Source organism: Parasphingorhabdus sp., from assembly GCF_041748495.1.
In the GTDB taxonomy this organism is placed as follows: Bacteria; Pseudomonadota; Alphaproteobacteria; order Sphingomonadales; family Sphingomonadaceae; genus Parasphingorhabdus.
The window spans coordinates 41,641-55,955 of record NZ_JBGTDD010000113.1; the positions used below are offsets into that span (position 1 = coordinate 41,641).

At 57.3% G+C, this 14,315-nt stretch carries 15 protein-coding genes and 2 tRNA genes; 11 read left to right on the forward strand and 6 right to left on the reverse strand.

Annotated features, from left to right (window positions below; genetic code table 11):
- Positions 1 to 91: 91 nt before the first annotated feature.
- Entirely contained in the window at positions 92 to 1,276 is a 1,185-nt protein-coding gene (locus ACEW8J_RS10435) for an NAD(P)/FAD-dependent oxidoreductase (RefSeq protein WP_373491576.1), read from the reverse strand.
- A 212-nt stretch (positions 1,277 to 1,488) separates the two neighbouring features.
- On the opposite strand from ACEW8J_RS10435, the gene ACEW8J_RS10440 reads away from it, so the two are divergent.
- Together ACEW8J_RS10440 and ACEW8J_RS10445 are read left to right on the forward strand one after the other, a co-directional pair.
- A complete protein-coding gene (locus ACEW8J_RS10440; protein WP_373491577.1) occupies positions 1,489 to 1,725 on the forward strand; it encodes a hypothetical protein in 237 nt (78 codons plus the stop codon).
- Positions 1,718 to 2,878: an AI-2E family transporter gene (locus ACEW8J_RS10445; RefSeq protein ID WP_373491578.1), complete on the forward strand. Its 1,161-nt coding sequence runs from the start codon at positions 1,718 to 1,720 to the stop codon at positions 2,876 to 2,878. The genes ACEW8J_RS10440 and ACEW8J_RS10445 overlap by 8 nt, the downstream gene beginning before the upstream one ends.
- Positions 2,879 to 3,486: 608 nt before the next feature.
- Here ACEW8J_RS10445 and ACEW8J_RS10450 read toward each other — a convergent pair.
- The 5 genes from ACEW8J_RS10450 to ACEW8J_RS10470 form a co-directional block, all read right to left on the reverse strand.
- The gene (locus ACEW8J_RS10450; RefSeq protein WP_373491579.1) at positions 3,487 to 3,633 is read right to left on the reverse strand and encodes a hypothetical protein; all 147 of its coding nucleotides are present in this window, start codon (positions 3,631 to 3,633) and stop codon (positions 3,487 to 3,489) included.
- Complete coding sequence (locus ACEW8J_RS10455) at positions 3,617 to 4,144, reverse strand: ATP-binding protein (protein ID WP_373491593.1); 528 nt, start codon at positions 4,142 to 4,144, stop codon at positions 3,617 to 3,619. Before ACEW8J_RS10455 ends, ACEW8J_RS10450 begins: the two co-directional genes overlap by 17 nt.
- The gene (locus ACEW8J_RS10460) at positions 4,027 to 4,500 is read right to left on the reverse strand and encodes a helix-turn-helix domain-containing protein (protein WP_373491595.1); all 474 of its coding nucleotides are present in this window, start codon (positions 4,498 to 4,500) and stop codon (positions 4,027 to 4,029) included. The genes ACEW8J_RS10455 and ACEW8J_RS10460 overlap by 118 nt, the downstream gene beginning before the upstream one ends.
- Before the next feature lie 401 nt (positions 4,501 to 4,901).
- Positions 4,902 to 4,977 (reverse strand) — tRNA-Ala (locus ACEW8J_RS10465).
- A gap of 50 nt (positions 4,978 to 5,027) precedes the next feature.
- On the reverse strand, positions 5,028 to 5,354 hold the full coding sequence (locus tag ACEW8J_RS10470; RefSeq protein ID WP_373491594.1) for a TIGR02300 family protein: 327 nt from the start codon (positions 5,352 to 5,354) through the stop codon (positions 5,028 to 5,030).
- A gap of 183 nt (positions 5,355 to 5,537) precedes the next feature.
- On the opposite strand from ACEW8J_RS10470, the gene aroA reads away from it, so the two are divergent.
- The 9 genes from aroA to ACEW8J_RS10515 all read left to right on the forward strand — a co-directional run bounded on the left by aroA (position 5,538) and on the right by ACEW8J_RS10515 (position 14,153).
- Complete coding sequence (gene aroA / locus ACEW8J_RS10475) at positions 5,538 to 6,884, forward strand: 3-phosphoshikimate 1-carboxyvinyltransferase (protein ID WP_373491580.1); 1,347 nt, start codon at positions 5,538 to 5,540, stop codon at positions 6,882 to 6,884.
- Complete coding sequence (locus tag ACEW8J_RS10480) at positions 6,884 to 7,144, forward strand: hypothetical protein (RefSeq protein ID WP_373491581.1); 261 nt, start codon at positions 6,884 to 6,886, stop codon at positions 7,142 to 7,144. The genes aroA and ACEW8J_RS10480 overlap by 1 nt, the downstream gene beginning before the upstream one ends.
- Complete coding sequence (locus tag ACEW8J_RS10485) at positions 7,141 to 7,785, forward strand: d(CMP) kinase (RefSeq protein WP_373491582.1); 645 nt, start codon at positions 7,141 to 7,143, stop codon at positions 7,783 to 7,785. Before ACEW8J_RS10480 ends, ACEW8J_RS10485 begins: the two co-directional genes overlap by 4 nt.
- A gap of 204 nt (positions 7,786 to 7,989) precedes the next feature.
- Positions 7,990 to 9,693, forward strand: a complete 1,704-nt coding sequence (gene rpsA, locus ACEW8J_RS10490) for a 30S ribosomal protein S1 (RefSeq protein WP_373491583.1) — start codon at positions 7,990 to 7,992, stop codon at positions 9,691 to 9,693.
- A 229-nt stretch (positions 9,694 to 9,922) separates the two neighbouring features.
- Complete coding sequence (locus ACEW8J_RS10495; RefSeq protein WP_373491584.1) at positions 9,923 to 10,204, forward strand: integration host factor subunit beta; 282 nt, start codon at positions 9,923 to 9,925, stop codon at positions 10,202 to 10,204.
- Positions 10,205 to 10,300: 96 nt separating this feature from the next.
- Positions 10,301 to 10,387 (forward strand) — tRNA-Leu (locus tag ACEW8J_RS10500).
- A gap of 108 nt (positions 10,388 to 10,495) precedes the next feature.
- Positions 10,496 to 10,969 (forward strand): TspO/MBR family protein, encoded by a 474-nt coding sequence (locus tag ACEW8J_RS10505; RefSeq protein ID WP_373491585.1) that lies wholly within the window; start codon positions 10,496 to 10,498, stop codon positions 10,967 to 10,969.
- 155 nt (positions 10,970 to 11,124) lie between these two features.
- Positions 11,125 to 12,666 carry an ABC transporter substrate-binding protein gene (locus ACEW8J_RS10510; protein ID WP_373491586.1) on the forward strand — a complete coding sequence of 514 codons (1,542 nt, stop codon included), beginning with the start codon at positions 11,125 to 11,127 and terminating at the stop codon, positions 12,664 to 12,666.
- Complete coding sequence (locus tag ACEW8J_RS10515; protein ID WP_373491587.1) at positions 12,666 to 14,153, forward strand: ABC transporter substrate-binding protein; 1,488 nt, start codon at positions 12,666 to 12,668, stop codon at positions 14,151 to 14,153. Before ACEW8J_RS10510 ends, ACEW8J_RS10515 begins: the two co-directional genes overlap by 1 nt.
- Positions 14,154 to 14,315: the final 162 nt, after the last annotated feature.

Sequence of the window (14,315 nt, forward strand, 5' to 3'; positions counted from 1 at the left end):
TCCGTGGCAAAAGTGAAAGCCGCGCGGAAATGCCAGTCGCCTGCGGTTTATGAAGATGATGTTGTGTTTATTAAAGGGTCTGTGCTGCGGATCATATTGCCTTACCGGCAGCATGGCCACTTGCCCAAGCCCATTGAAAATTATAGCCACCGAGCCAGCCGGTGACATCAACAGCTTCCCCAATAGCATAGAATCCGGGCACTTGCCTAGCTTCCATATTTTTGGATGATAAATCCGCCGTGCTGATCCCGCCAGCGGTGACTTCGGCCTTGGCAAACCCTTCGGTGCCATTGGGCATGAAGCGCCAGTGCGACAGGCGCCTTGCCGCTTCATCGAGCGTCCTGTCGGTCAGATTACCAAGTTCACCGTCTAGTGCAATCCGTTCGATCAGCGTTTCAGTCAAGCGTGCAGGCAAATGGGCGTTGACAGCCTTTTTCAACGAAAGCCGAGGCATTTGCTGCTTCGCCTTGGTCAGCCACGCGTCCGACAAATCGGGGAGAAAATCAATCTCCACTGGCTCGCCATGCTGCCAGTAAGAGGAAATCTGCAGGATCGCCGGGCCAGAAAGGCCCTTGTGCGTAAACAGCGCGGCTTCCCGGAAAGCGGTCTTGCCGCAACGGGCGACAACCGGGGCCGACACGCCCGACAAGGACCGAAACAGGGTTTCTTCGCCGCCAAGAGTCAGCGGAACCAGCGCCGGTCGCGGCTCGACAATCTTCAATCCGAACCGCCGCGCGAGATCATAGGCGAATCCGGTTGCTCCCATTTTCGGGATGGACGGCCCGCCCGTGGCGATCACCAGCGAAGGGGCAAAGGCGGTTTCTCCACCATATTCCACGCGATAGCGACCATCGCTGTGGCTGACATCGGTAATCGCCTTGCCCAGCGACAGACTGACCGAATCGGCAGGGCATTCGTCCATCAGCATCGCGACAATCTGCCTGGCGGATCCGTCGCAGAACAGCTGGCCCAGCGTTTTTTCGTGCCAGTCGATGCGATATCGATCGACCAGCCCGATGAAATCAGCCGGCGTGTAGCGGCTCAGAGCCGATTTTGCGAAATGCCGGTTCTGGGAAAGATAGCGGTCCGGCACCGTGCCAATATTGGTAAAATTGCAGCGTCCGCCGCCCGAGATCAGGATTTTCTTGCCCGGCTCATCGGCATGATCGATCAGCAATATCTTGCGCCCGCGCTGCCCCGCGACGGCGGCGCACATCAGGCCAGCCCCGCCGGCGCCAAGGATGATCGCATCATAATGGATGGACGGTCTGGACATCAGATTGTCGAAAACTTTCAAATGGAGGAGGATTTGCGAAGGCGCCGCCGAGGTTCGAAAAACCCGGCTCATCCCTCTGTAAAGCGTTTCAGCAGAAAAAACAGCCCGGCCGGCGCGCGTCCCGACAATAGTGGACTGCAGGCCGAGCCCTTGATGGCTCGCAACCTTTCGAATGGGCCGGCGTTTCCCCTCCACAGCAGATGGAGACGGAGATGGTCACTGGCCTTGACTATGCCCTGATATTGATGGGCTGTTCGGACGATATGACCATGTGCACGAACGCGGTCAGGGACAGGAATATCAGGGCCATGCTGCGGGAATGCGAAAAGGCCCAGAGCGATGCCCTGCAATCCGATATCGCGCTGGAAAGTGACTATCCTGTCGTCGCAACAAGGTGCATGGCGGGCGGTGAAAATTTTGCAGAGACAGGCGTAGCAGATATTGGCTGACGAAATTATCCCGGTTCCGGCCGAGCCCGAGACACTGACCGGCAAACCCGGCAATGCCGGTTCGAAAACAACCTTGATCAGATTGTTCTCGACGACAATATTCCTTCTGTCGCTTGGCTTGGTCCTCGCCCTGCCCTTTGCCCTGTCAGCCGGGGCGGTCTTCTTTCGTCCGCTGTTCGCGTCGATCGTGATCATGCTTCTGCTACTGCCTCTGACCGCCGGCCTGACCAAGCTTGGCATCCCCAATCCGGTCTCCTCCTTCATCGCAGTGCTGGTGTTTCTGGCCATATTGGCGCTTGGCTTCATGATAATCCTGCAACCGGCCCTGGAACTGGCACAGCGATTCCCCGATATCACCAATATCCTGCAGGAGCGGCTCGTGGATATCCGCCAGTTCACCTCCTCTGTCTCCCAGATGGGCGCGGAATTCTCCTCGACCATCGGCGAATCCAAAGGCCAGGAAGTGGTTCTCGCCAGCCCCAATGTCATGGAAGAAGCCGCCTATGCGACGCCGGCGGCGCTTCTCGAATTCCTGCTGGTCGTCCTGCTGGTCTATTTCATGCTCGAATCCCGCCTTCGGGTGAAGCGAATCATATTGCTGAACCGCTCGACGTTCGGCACGACGCTGAAGGCGGCCCGAACCGGCAGGAGCATCACCGAGGATCTGTCCCACTATATCGGCGCCGTCACCATCATCAATATCGGGGTCGGGGTGCTGGTCGCCTTTGGCGCCTGGGTGCTCGATATCGAGTCACCCTTAATGTGGGGCGGTATTGCGGCAATCCTGAATTTCATACCCTATCTCGGGCCCATGCTGATGGCCGTGCTACTGTTCGGTTTCGGCGCGGCCTCGACCGGCGATCTCGGCGGAGGCCTGATGCCGACGGCGGCCTATATCGCGCTACAGACAGTCGAAGCCAATCTGGTGACACCGTCGATCCTGGGGCGGCGTTTCTCGATGAACCCGGTCGTCATCCTGCTGGCGATCAGCTATTTCACGTGGATCTGGGGACTGGCGGGGACCTTGATCGCGGTGCCGCTGCTGATTGTCGGCAAGGCGCTGGTGGATCAACTCGGCAGTCCGAATATCATCGGCTTCATGCTGGGCGAGCCGCTGTTCGATCCGCCGCCGCAACGCCCCGACGGGGCGTGAATGCGTCGCCGGCTTGGCTCTTCAATCCAGAGGCAAAAAGCACGGCGCGCGGGACATGATGGAGACCAATGCCCGATCCGGCCAGCCATCTGCCGGTCCGCGAATCTGGTCATATTGCATATTTTTGATAGCTGCCGGGAGATTGGGAAAAAATTTGGTGGAGCCTAGCGGGATCGAACCGCTGACCTCTTCGCTGCCAGCACACAGGCATCGTTGAAAAATCAGCGAAAAAATGTTTTACAGAGTATGATTTCCGCCCCTGAAAGCCTCATGAATATGTAAATCCGCAGCGCAGCGATGCAAACGCGATGCAAAAACTATGTAAAGTATCGCAGACATTTTTACCCATTTTCGCGCAAAATGTATAGTGAAAATAACACCTAAACCTGCTTCCATTTTTTTGGCGATTACGCACTTTACAAACCCGCTTTAATTGTCACGCTCAAACAATTCGCGACCATAAGGTAGATCACCGAGCCGCTCCAAATAGCATGCGGCGTGACATGGCCAAGACTGTTCGCCTTCGCCATTTGTTGCGATTGACAGGGTGCAGGGGTCAAGGCCGTTCTTATCAACAGACGTAGAGCAAAAGCAACAGACGCCCGTGGTCACTCTACTTTATCCACTGGCTTTTGCTTCACGATCTTTTTCAGGCGCTCTTTGAAGCGTTGCTCATCGTCGTCGCATTCAAGCTCGCGGGCTACGCGTTTGAATTTCTCGGATTGGGTTTCCTTCTCATTAGAAATCATCTTCATCGCCTTTGTTCTTTCGAATTTTGTAATGAGCGTTAGGGTCTCGGAGCTTTTTAGGGGGTGAGAATAATAGCAGGCCTTTGTTGACCAGTTTATCCAAATCCCGTTTTGTAGTGTTCCAAGTTCGGCCTGTTAGGCGTGACATTTCATTAACCTGCACGGCCTCATTATTGAAGGCATAGCCCATGATTTGGATTTCATGCTCCTGCAATTGCTTCCACATTTCTACTCCACAGAACGCGGCCACATCAGCATCAGTGGACCGTTTACGAGTCTGATGGTCGTTTCTCAATACGACCCGCACAGAAACTCCATTGAGAGCCTCCTGAGAAAATGTTGGTTCTGGAAGGTTATATTTCTCCATGCTCTCTCTCATGCGCCGTGTGCCTTCTCGAGTCATTTGGACATAGCCCAAAAATCGGAGAGCTTCCATGAGGTGTGGATTTCTCGATCCTCTTTGGGAATAGACGTTTTGTGCATTAACCGGTGGAATAAATCCACCAGGACTTTCGATCTCCAGTCTGTCTGAAAAAAACTTAACCGTGATTTCAGACCCGCTAAAACTATATGACCTGTGCACCAATGGGCGCATCCAGTGATGGCACCATTGTCTTCTACTCCATAGAGCATTATCCCACCTTCAACGGTGTTGGACCACATACTAAGATATTCGGAATATTGATCCCAACGCACTGACATTGCGGACTTTCGTTCAATCCGCTTGTCTTCTTTAAACTGTTCGATCGAACTACGATCAAGTTTTAGCCATAACTCCCTTGGCGACCATGTCGCGGCATGGTCTGCATTATAACCCCACAATGATAACTGTTCTTCTGCCATACTAAATGAGGGTGATGAGTAGCTACTCATCACCCTAGCCCTTGTGTTTAGACGTTAGCCCTTCGGTAGGTTAAACGCTTGCCTGCGATACCAGATAACGCAGATCGCGATCGCATGCTATCATCAATACCTTGCGAAGTCCGGTTGTTATAGCGGAAATCCGCAGAATCCATAGCTATAACCCGCTAATACCGCGAATATTGAAACCATAGAGAGCTAAGAAGCACTTCGACCAGATTTAGTCTGCTAAAAATTAGCAACAATATACAGGCAAACACACGCTTTACAGGTATATTTTGACTATATATCAAAGACATATGTGGATAACGAATTTCGTCAAAATCTAGACGGGCGATGCAAACGCGATGCAAAACTGAAAAACAGCACTTCATGAAACTGGGAGATAAGTACTTGTTTTATAAGGGAAAATTTGGTGGAGCCTAGCGGGATCGAACCGCTGACCTCTTCGCTGCCAGCGAAGCGCTCTCCCAGCTGAGCTAAGGCCCCATTTGAAGAGCGCCTTTAGTCCAGACGCCCTCCAATATGCAAATCAAAAATCAGGTATCTGCCGGCTCGTCGTCGCCTTTGCCTTTGCTGACGCCCAGATCATCGTCACCACCCAGATCCACTTCATTGTCCGGAGACGGTTCGTCATCGTCGATGTTGATATCCAGATCATCATCGTCAACCGAATCAGCATCCTTCTTGGCATCTTTCTTTGGCGCAGCCTCGAACGGCGTCGGTTGCTTGGATTTCAGCACGGCTTCCGGCACAAAGCTTTCCCCGCATTCGACGCAGGTTGCCGGGTCTTCCTTGCCCAGATCATAAAAGCGCGTTCCACATTTCGGGCATGTGCGTTTTGTGCCCCATTCCGGTTTAACCATGGCTGGTGTCCAAATCCTGTCTAAATCAATTCGTTGATAGGTCAGTCTGCTCTGCGGCGATTCAACCATTGTCGAAATCAGCCGCGAAATCCGGCGCGCCTTGCCATAGCTTTGCAGCGCTGTCAAAAGCCGTTTCATAATCCTGCACGAATCATTCGTGCGTTCCACAATCAAAGTTTTGTCATGATCAGCAATAGACCTCAGCCTGCGACGTTCAAGCCGTCCGGCCCGCTCGGCGGTAAAATTTCCGTTCCAGGCGATAAATCCATTTCGCACCGGGCACTGATATTTTCAGCCCTGGCCGTTGGCAAAAGCCGGATCAGCGGGCTGCTGGAGGGCGAGGATGTGCTGGCAACTGCTGAAGCGCTGAGAGCGATGGGCGCGCGGATTGAGAAAAAGGACGATGTCTGGACCGTTCAGGGCGTCGGTGTCGGCGGGTTGATGCAGCCGGAAAATGTCCTCGACATGGGCAATAGCGGCACCTCGACGCGATTGCTGATGGGCTTGATTTCATCGCACGGCATCAGCGCGGCCTTTGTCGGCGATGCCAGCCTGACCAAGCGGCCGATGGGCCGGGTGATCGAACCGCTTTCGCAAATGGGCGCGGACATCCGGGCGCGCGAGACATCAGATCATAAATCCTGCCTGCCGCTCACCGTGCGAGGCCTGTGTCCGGCGGTGCCGATTACCTATCGCCTGCCGGTCGCTTCGGCGCAGGTCAAATCGGCGATCCTGCTCGCGGGCCTCAATGCGCCGGGGATCACCCGGGTCATCGAACCGGTGCTGACGCGCGATCACAGCGAAACCATGCTCAAGGGATTTGGCGCGCAGATCGACGTGGAAACCGATGCCGACGATTGCCGAATCATATCGCTGACCGGGGAAGCGGAACTCAAGCCACAAAAGATCAAGGTGCCGGGCGACCCCTCATCTGCTGCATTTCTGGTGGTTGCGGCGCTGATCATTCCCGGATCGGATATCATCATCGAAAATGTCGGCATCAATCCGACCCGCAGCGGCCTGTACGAAATATTGCAGAAGATGGGCGGTGACATTCGCTTTGCCAGACAGCGCAAGGTGGGCGGCGAACCGGTTGCGGATATCCATGTCAGGCACAGCCCGCTCACCGGCATAGATGTGCCCGCCCAGATCGCCCCCAGCATGATCGACGAATTCCCGATTTTATTTGTCGCTGCGGCAATGGCCAGCGGCGAAACCAGCACCCGCGGCCTGCATGAACTGCGGGTCAAGGAGTCCGACCGCCTGGCGCAAATGGCCAAGGGCCTCGGTCTCCTCGGCGTGGAAGTGACCGAGAAAGAGGACGGGCTCACGATCCAAGGCAGCGGCGGCAAGCCTTTGACCGGCGGACGCACCAGGCCGGTGATCGAAACCGCGCTGGATCACCGGATCGCGATGAGCTTCGCCGTCGCCGGCCTGGTGACAAAATCCGGTCTGACGATCGATGATATCAGACCAGTCGAAACCAGCTTTCCGGGCTTTGCCGATCTTTTGCAGCAGCTGGCTTCCTGATGATCGATGGATTTTCCGCCAATGTAATCGGGGTCGTGGGCAGCGCATTGATCGTCTCTGCTTATGGTTATAATGTCTATGCCAAGACGGTGAATCCGTTTGTCTATAACGGCACCAATCTGATCGGCGCGCTGTTGCTCACCCTGTCGCTGATGGTGCATTTTAATCTGGCATCTCTGCTGCTCGAAATCGTCTGGATCATGATCGCGCTTGGCGGCCTCGTGAAGGCCTTGCGGGATCAGGCGAGGCTTCGGCCATGATCATCGCCGTCGACGGCCCGACCGCCTCAGGCAAAGGCACGATTTCCAAGGAACTGGCGAAATATTTCGCCCTGCCCTTTCTCGATACCGGTCTGCTCTATCGGGCGGTCGGATGGACAGTCAGCGAACAGGGCGGCGACGCCGACCATGCGGCCGATGCACTGGCCGCCTGCGTGTTTGACAGCTCCCTGCTCGACAATCCGGGTTTGCGCAGCGAGGCGGTCGGCGGTCTGGCCAGCCGCGTCTCGGTGCATCCCGAAGTGAGGCGGGCACTGGACAAGCGCCAGAAGGATTTCGCTTATCAACCCGCGGGCGCCGTGCTCGATGGCCGTGATATCGGCACGGTCATCGCACCCGACGCCGATGTCAAACTGTTCGTCACCGCTTCGCCTGAGGCGCGCGCGGTCCGCCGCTTCGAGGAAATGAAGCGGCGGGGCGAGCAGGTTGGCCTTGAAGATATTCTGGCGGAGATTTTGCAACGCGACGAGCGGGATAAAAACCGCACCACGGCACCGCTCAAGGCTGCTGAAGATGCAGACTTGCTTGATACCACCAATTTGACTATAGACGCCGCCGTTCAGCAGGCAATTGCCATGGTGAATGCGAAGATAAGCGGCCGGCGCGACAAAGATCCGGCATAGCAGACAAATGATGCGCTAGACGGGCTGGCAAACCGGCCCGGCTGTGGCGTAGCTTTTGTTGTTGGCGCTTAAATTCGTATCCACCAAAAATGGCGGTTTTCTGGTGAATGCGGCGGTCACATGGGGTGGCCGCGGCAATTTTGGTCCAAGACCGGCGGAACCAACCGCCTGGCCAGAAAAATTGACTATCAAGGATTATACCATATGGCCTCAACGGCATTTCCAACCCGCGACGATTTCGCGGCAATGTTAAACGAATCACTCGGTGGCGAAGACCAGGGCTTTGAAGGCCGCGTCGTCAAAGGCACCGTAACCGGCATCGAAAATGACATGGCTGTCATCGATGTAGGATTGAAATCCGAAGGCCGTGTGGCGCTCCGCGAATTCGCTGCGCCCGGTCAGAAAGCCAATATCTCCGTCGGTGACGAAGTCGAAGTCTATGTCGACCGCATCGAGAATGTGAATGGCGAAGCCATGCTGTCCCGCGACCGCGCTCGCCGCGAAGCAAGCTGGGACAAGCTGGAAAAAGAACATGACGAAGGCAATCGCGTCGAAGGCGTTATCTTCGGACGCGTCAAGGGCGGCTTCACCGTCGATCTTGATGGTGCCGTCGCCTTCCTGCCCGGCAGCCAGGTCGACGTCCGTCCGGTACGCGACGTCACACCGCTGATGGACATCACCCAGCCCTTCCAGATCCTCAAGATGGATCGCAAGCGCGGCAATATCGTCGTCTCGCGCCGCGCCATCCTCGAAGAAACCCGCGCCGAACAGCGTTCGGGTCTGATCGAGAGCCTGGCCGAAGGTCAGGTCACCGAAGGCGTGGTCAAGAATATCACCGATTATGGTGCCTTTGTTGATCTGGGCGGCATTGACGGTCTGCTCCATGTTACCGATCTCAGCTACAAGCGGGTCAATCACCCGAATGAAATGATCAACATCGGCGACACGCTGAAAGTCCAGATCATCAAGATCAACAAGGACACGCAGCGGATCTCGCTCGGCATGAAACAGCTCGAGAGCGATCCTTGGGACAGCGCTACCGAAAAATATGCGGTTGGTACAAAGCTTTCCGGTTCGGTCACCAATATCACCGAATATGGTGCCTTTGTCGAACTCGAGCCCGGCATCGAAGGCCTGGTGCACGTTTCCGAAATGAGCTGGACCAAGAAGAACGTCCACCCTGGCAAGATCGTTTCCACCTCGCAGGAAGTGGAAGTCATCGTTCTCGAAGTCGATACCGAGAAGCGCCGGATCTCCCTGGGTCTCAAACAGGCCCAGTCCAACCCGTGGACCGATTTTGCCGATACGCATCCGGTCGGCAGCACGGTTGAAGGCGAAGTCAAGAATGCGACCGAATTCGGTCTGTTCATCGGCCTTGAAGGCGACGTCGACGGCATGGTTCACATGTCCGACATCGCATGGGGCATTTCCGGCGAAGACGCGCTCAACCTCCACCACAAGGGCGAGCAGGTTAAGGCGATCGTTCTCGACATTGATGTCGAAAAGGAACGCATCTCGCTCGGCATGAAGCAGCTCGAAAAAGGTGCGCCTGCAATGGGCGGTGCCGATACCGGCGGCCTCAAAAAGGGTTCGGTTGCGACTGTTACCGTGCTCGAGGTCCGCGATGGCGGCCTCGAAGTCCAGATGGGCGACGATGGCGCGACCGGCTTCATCAAGCGCAACGATTTGGGCCGCGATCGCGACGAGCAGCGTCCGGACCGCTTCCAGGTTGGCCAGAAGCTCGACGCGATGATTACCGGTTTCGACCGTTCGAAGAAGCCGAATTTCTCGATCAAGGCGCATCAGCTGGCAGAAGAGAAGCAGGCTGTGGAACAATTTGGGTCGACCGATTCCGGCGCAAGCCTCGGCGACATTCTCGGTGCTGCACTGAAGAAGAAGGAAGAATAGTCTTCCAACCCCAGATACGGATTCAAGAAAAAGCCCACCCCTTGTTCGGGGTGGGCTTTTTCTATGGCTGGCTCCAATTCACACCTGTTTTGCAATTATCTCCCAACACCATTGAAAATAGACGCAATTTCTGGCATCTAGAGGCTCTAAAAAATAACAGACAACAGGATTCTTGGAGTCTCTTTCTTGGGAAACCGCTGGATCGACCGGGAATCGGAAAGGCGCACCGATGATACGTTCTGAATTATTGGAAAAACTTGCGGCAGAGAATCCGGAATTGAAACCGGATGAGATTGAAAAGATCGTCGACCTGTTTTTCAACCAGATCAGCCAGAAACTGGCCGAAGGCGGTCGCGTCGAGCTGCGTGGATTTGGCGCTTTTTCGACTCGCCAGCGGAAACCCCGCACCGGACGCAACCCGCGCACCGGAGAATCGGTGGAAGTGCCGGCCAAACGCGTGCCCTATTTCAAGCCCGGCAAGGAAATCCGCGAGCGGCTGAACAAGGGCTAGTCCCGAAATAATCTGATATTTTACGTCTGCGCACTTGACCGCGCGCGCGCAATAATGCTTGTCGACAGGCTCCGACTGCATGTTGGAGCTACCGGTGCGGACGTGGCGAAATGGTAGACGCAGCAGACTTAAAATCTGCTATCCGAAATGGGTGTGCGGGTTCGAGTCCCGCCGTCCGCACCAGTTGCCCGCAACGTTTTTTAGGATGCGATTGCGTCGATCGCAATTCTGTCTACTAATGCGGAACGACAGCAGCAGACAATTTCGTCGGCCGATCAGCAAGGCAAATCCATGCTCGACTCCCCAATCATAGCAGCCATCGTCTGGGCCGTCCTTCTCGGCGCTGCGGGCGGGCTGCTGACGGACATCGGTTCGTGGTACCGGGACCTGAAAAAACCGAGTTGGCAACCACCGGACTGGCTGTTCGGGCCGGCATGGACGATCATCCTGGGACTGGCTGCCTGGGCAGCGATCCTGTCCTGGGATCAGGCCAACAGCGAATCTGAGCAGGCAACGCTGATCGCGGTTTACGCAACCAATTTCCTGTTTCATCTGCTCTGGTCGCCGCTGTTCTTCAAATATCAGCGGCCGGACTGGGCTCTGGTCGAGGTTATATTCTTGTGGCTGTCGGTGGTCGCCATGCTGTATGTCACCTGGAATTTTGATCCGCTGGCTGGCGCGATGATCCTGCCCTATTTCCTCTGGGTGTCCTTTGCCTCCGTCCTCAATGCCAAGATCGTACAGCTCAACCGTCCGTTCGGCTGACGATCAGGGCATCGCCATGTCTGCCGGTTGATCGAGCAGCATCTGGCCAGCCCGTGCGGCCTGAGCGGCTGCCCGCTGGGCCCTCGATCGCCCCGCGACCGGTCAGGGGCAGGCCGATGCTTCCCCTTGTCCGAAACTGGGTCTAGGCCGGCGTGATGCGCTATTTCGTCCTTCTCTGCACCGCCTTGTTGCTGTTTTCCTGCGAGCGCAAACCCGCGGTTGATCTGGCTCCCGGCCCGGCGCAGATTGTCAGGCTGTCGGACTCGGAAATCAAAGGGCTCGATCCACAGAAAATATCCGATCTTTCATCGCTGAGAGTGGCGGCGGACCAGTTTGAGGGCCTGACCCGTCTCGACGCCAGGGGCGGGGCGGAGCCGGGACTGGCCAGCGGCTGGCAAATCGCACCAGATGGCCTGACCTGGACCTTCGACCTGCGCGATGATTTGCGGTTTTCCGACGGCAAGACATTTGATGCGTCGCTGTTTCCGGCGCTGCTGCAACGCCTGCATGCTCCCGAGACGGCGGCACCAGCAAAGGCGCTGTTCGGCAATATCCTCGCGGTGGAGGCTGCCGATGGCAACAGCGTGACCATCCGCCTCGCCTCCCCCGATCCGTCCTTGCCCGCCTTGCTGGCGCATCCGGCGATGGCGGCAATACCACTCCACCGGATCCGGCACGCAGGCGACATCTGGACCTCGGACCGCCCGATGATCACCAGCGGCCCCTATCGGTTGATCGCATGGAAACTGAACGATCACGCGAGGTTGGAACGCAACCCCGAATGGGCGGGCGGCGAGGCCCCCACCGCGACGATCATCTGGAAGCCGATGGACGACAGCCTCTCGGCGCTGCGCCTGTTCCTGTCCGGCGGCGCGGATGTTGCAGCGGACTATCCGGCCAGCCGTCACCAGTGGCTCATTCAAAATCATCCCGACATTGCCCATAGCGTACCCTATCTCGGCAGCTATTATTTTGCCTTCAACACCCGCGTCGCTCCGTTTGATGACGCTCGGGTCCGGACAGCACTCTCGATGGCGGTCGAACGCGCGTGGATTGCTGACCAGGTGATCGCTATTGGCAATATCCCGGCATGGGGTCTGCTGCCGCCGGGACTGGCCGGATCCGCAATGGTGCGACCCGTTTGGGCCGACTGGACGCGGGAACAACGGTTGCAAAAGGCCCGCGCCTTGCTGGCGGAGGCCGGCCATGGCCCCGACAATCCGTTGCGCTTCGAAATCCGATTCAACAGTTCGGCCGAGCATCGCCGTGTCTCGGTCGCGCTTGCCGCGATGTGGAAACCGCTCGGGGTCGAGGCCAGCCTGTTCAACAGCGAGGCCGCGCTGCATTTTGCGGCCCTGCGCCGGCACGAATTTACCCTCGCCCGGTCGGGCTGGATTGCCGATCTGCCCACCGCGGAAAATTTCCTGCTGGTGCATCAGCAGGCCAATGGTGCCGGCAATTATTCGGGCTATGCCAATGCAGATTTTGACCGGATGCTGGCACAGGCGATTGCCGAGCCGGACCCGCAGCAACGCCAGAAACTGATGCGCCAGGCAGAGGCACAGCTGATCGCCGACATGCCGATCCTGCCGCTCTATTTCTACGTCACCCGCAGTCTGGTGGCGGAGCGGATTGGCGGATGGGAAGATAATATTTCCAATGTGCATCCCAGCCGTACCTTGCGTATAAGGCCGTGATGATCTTTCGTCCCGGATTCCTTCTGAACAGCGTCGCAGCAGCCGCTGCCGTTACCATGCTCGGGGCCTGCGGCTTCGCGGGCGACGAGGATCAGGTGCGAGTAACCGTGGTGGAAGAGGGCGATACGCGAATCAATCCGGTCGGGACCCGCCTGAGTTTCGCTTCCTCGACCATGCGCTCGGCCGTCGCCAAGGGCCTGGTCGGCCTCGACGAGGAAGGCCGGGTGGTCCCGGCACTCGCCGCGCGCTGGATCGTCACCGATGACGGGCTGAGCTATATTTTCCGCTTGTTTGACGCCAGATGGGATGACGGCCGACAGGTCACCGCCGAACGCGTGGCCCGGTTGCTCCGCGAGCGCTTTGCCGAACTGCGCAACAGCCGGTTGCGCGATGATGTCGCTGCCGTGGACGAGGTCGTCTCGATGACCGGTCGCGTTATCGAGATCAAGCTGGACGCCCCCCACCCCAATTTCCTGCAGCTGCTTGCCCAGCCGGAAATGGGCCTTTTCAGAGCCGGCCACGGGGCCGGACCGATGCGCTTGCTGGATGAGGAAAATGGCATCAAGCTCGGTCAGTTTGACGAACCCTCGGAAGACGAGCAGGAAGCGGACGAGGAAGAAGAGGACCGCTGGGTTTCGCTGCGCGCCGAGACGGCCGCAACCGCCATCGCCCGCTACCGCGCTGGCGGCGCCCAGATCGTCCTGAACGGCAGATATCATCATCTGCCGCTGATCGATGCTGCAGGCATCAGCAGCGGCGACTTGCGGCTGGATCCGGTCGCCGGATTGTTCGGGCTGCGGTTCATCCGCGCAAATGATTTCTGGGCGGTTCCAGCCAACCGGGAAATATTGGCGATGGCAATCAACCGGCCTGCCTTGCTCACATCCTTCCCCAGGGTCAGCGCCTGGCAGAGCCGGCTCAAGATCATCCCCGAAGCGCTGGATGTAGAGGGCATAAACACCTATCCCGACTGGGCCGGCATGACGATGCAGGACCGGATCGGCTTTGCCAGAAACCATGTGAGCCGGTGGAGGGCGTCCGAGGGACCGATCATCCCGCTGACCATCGCACTGCACGATGCCCCTGGCGCTGCGATCCTGTTCAAGCGTATCCAGTCTGACCTTAGACGAGTGGGGCTCGACGCGAGAAAGGTCAGCAGCGATGAAGATGCCGATGTGCAGTTGATCGACGAGATTGCGCCCTATGACAGCGCCCAATGGTTTTTAAAGCAGTTCACCTGCGCCAAAACCTCGGTCTGCCTGAATGACGCCGATGCACGGATCGCCGAAGCCGACGCTGCGACGAATCTGGAGATCAAGGCGAGACTATATGCCGAAGTCGAGATTATACTGGTCGATCACTATAATTTCATCCCGATCGGCGTCCCGATCCGCTGGTCGATTGCCCGGCAAGGCCAGCGCGGCTTTGCCGTCAATCCGCGCGGCTGGCACCCATTGAACCCGTTGGTCGGCATCCCCATATCCTGACTGTATTGCCAGTATATAACAGAGAGTGCCCATGGCCATTTCCGAAGAACAGCTGAGGCGTCTCGCCGAACAGGCACCCGGCGTCAGCCGCGATCCGCAGGCCATCCGAACCCGCGTCGAGGCGATGGAAAAAATATTGGAGCGGGCCTTTGTGATTCCCGG

Excerpts from the sequence above, each read along its gene's own strand:
- ACEW8J_RS10505 (WP_373491585.1), top strand. The coding sequence starts at position 10,496 with ATGCTCGACTCCCCAATCATAGCAGCCATCGTCTGGGCCGTCCTTCTC.
- ACEW8J_RS10460 (WP_373491595.1), bottom strand. The coding sequence starts at position 4,500 with ATGAGTAGCTACTCATCACCCTCATTTAGTATGGCAGAAGAACAGTTA.
- ACEW8J_RS10480 (WP_373491581.1), top strand. The coding sequence starts at position 6,884 with ATGATCGATGGATTTTCCGCCAATGTAATCGGGGTCGTGGGCAGCGCA.
- ACEW8J_RS10485 (WP_373491582.1), top strand. The coding sequence starts at position 7,141 with ATGATCATCGCCGTCGACGGCCCGACCGCCTCAGGCAAAGGCACGATT.
- ACEW8J_RS10470 (WP_373491594.1), bottom strand. The coding sequence starts at position 5,354 with ATGGTTAAACCGGAATGGGGCACAAAACGCACATGCCCGAAATGTGGA.
- ACEW8J_RS10440 (WP_373491577.1), top strand. The coding sequence starts at position 1,489 with ATGGTCACTGGCCTTGACTATGCCCTGATATTGATGGGCTGTTCGGAC.
- aroA (WP_373491580.1), top strand. The coding sequence starts at position 5,538 with ATGATCAGCAATAGACCTCAGCCTGCGACGTTCAAGCCGTCCGGCCCG.
- ACEW8J_RS10495 (WP_373491584.1), top strand. The coding sequence starts at position 9,923 with ATGATACGTTCTGAATTATTGGAAAAACTTGCGGCAGAGAATCCGGAA.
- ACEW8J_RS10515 (WP_373491587.1), top strand. The coding sequence starts at position 12,666 with ATGATCTTTCGTCCCGGATTCCTTCTGAACAGCGTCGCAGCAGCCGCT.
- ACEW8J_RS10510 (WP_373491586.1), top strand. The coding sequence starts at position 11,125 with ATGCGCTATTTCGTCCTTCTCTGCACCGCCTTGTTGCTGTTTTCCTGC.
- ACEW8J_RS10450 (WP_373491579.1), bottom strand. The coding sequence starts at position 3,633 with ATGAAGATGATTTCTAATGAGAAGGAAACCCAATCCGAGAAATTCAAA.
- ACEW8J_RS10435 (WP_373491576.1), bottom strand. The coding sequence starts at position 1,276 with ATGTCCAGACCGTCCATCCATTATGATGCGATCATCCTTGGCGCCGGC.
- rpsA (WP_373491583.1), top strand. The coding sequence starts at position 7,990 with ATGGCCTCAACGGCATTTCCAACCCGCGACGATTTCGCGGCAATGTTA.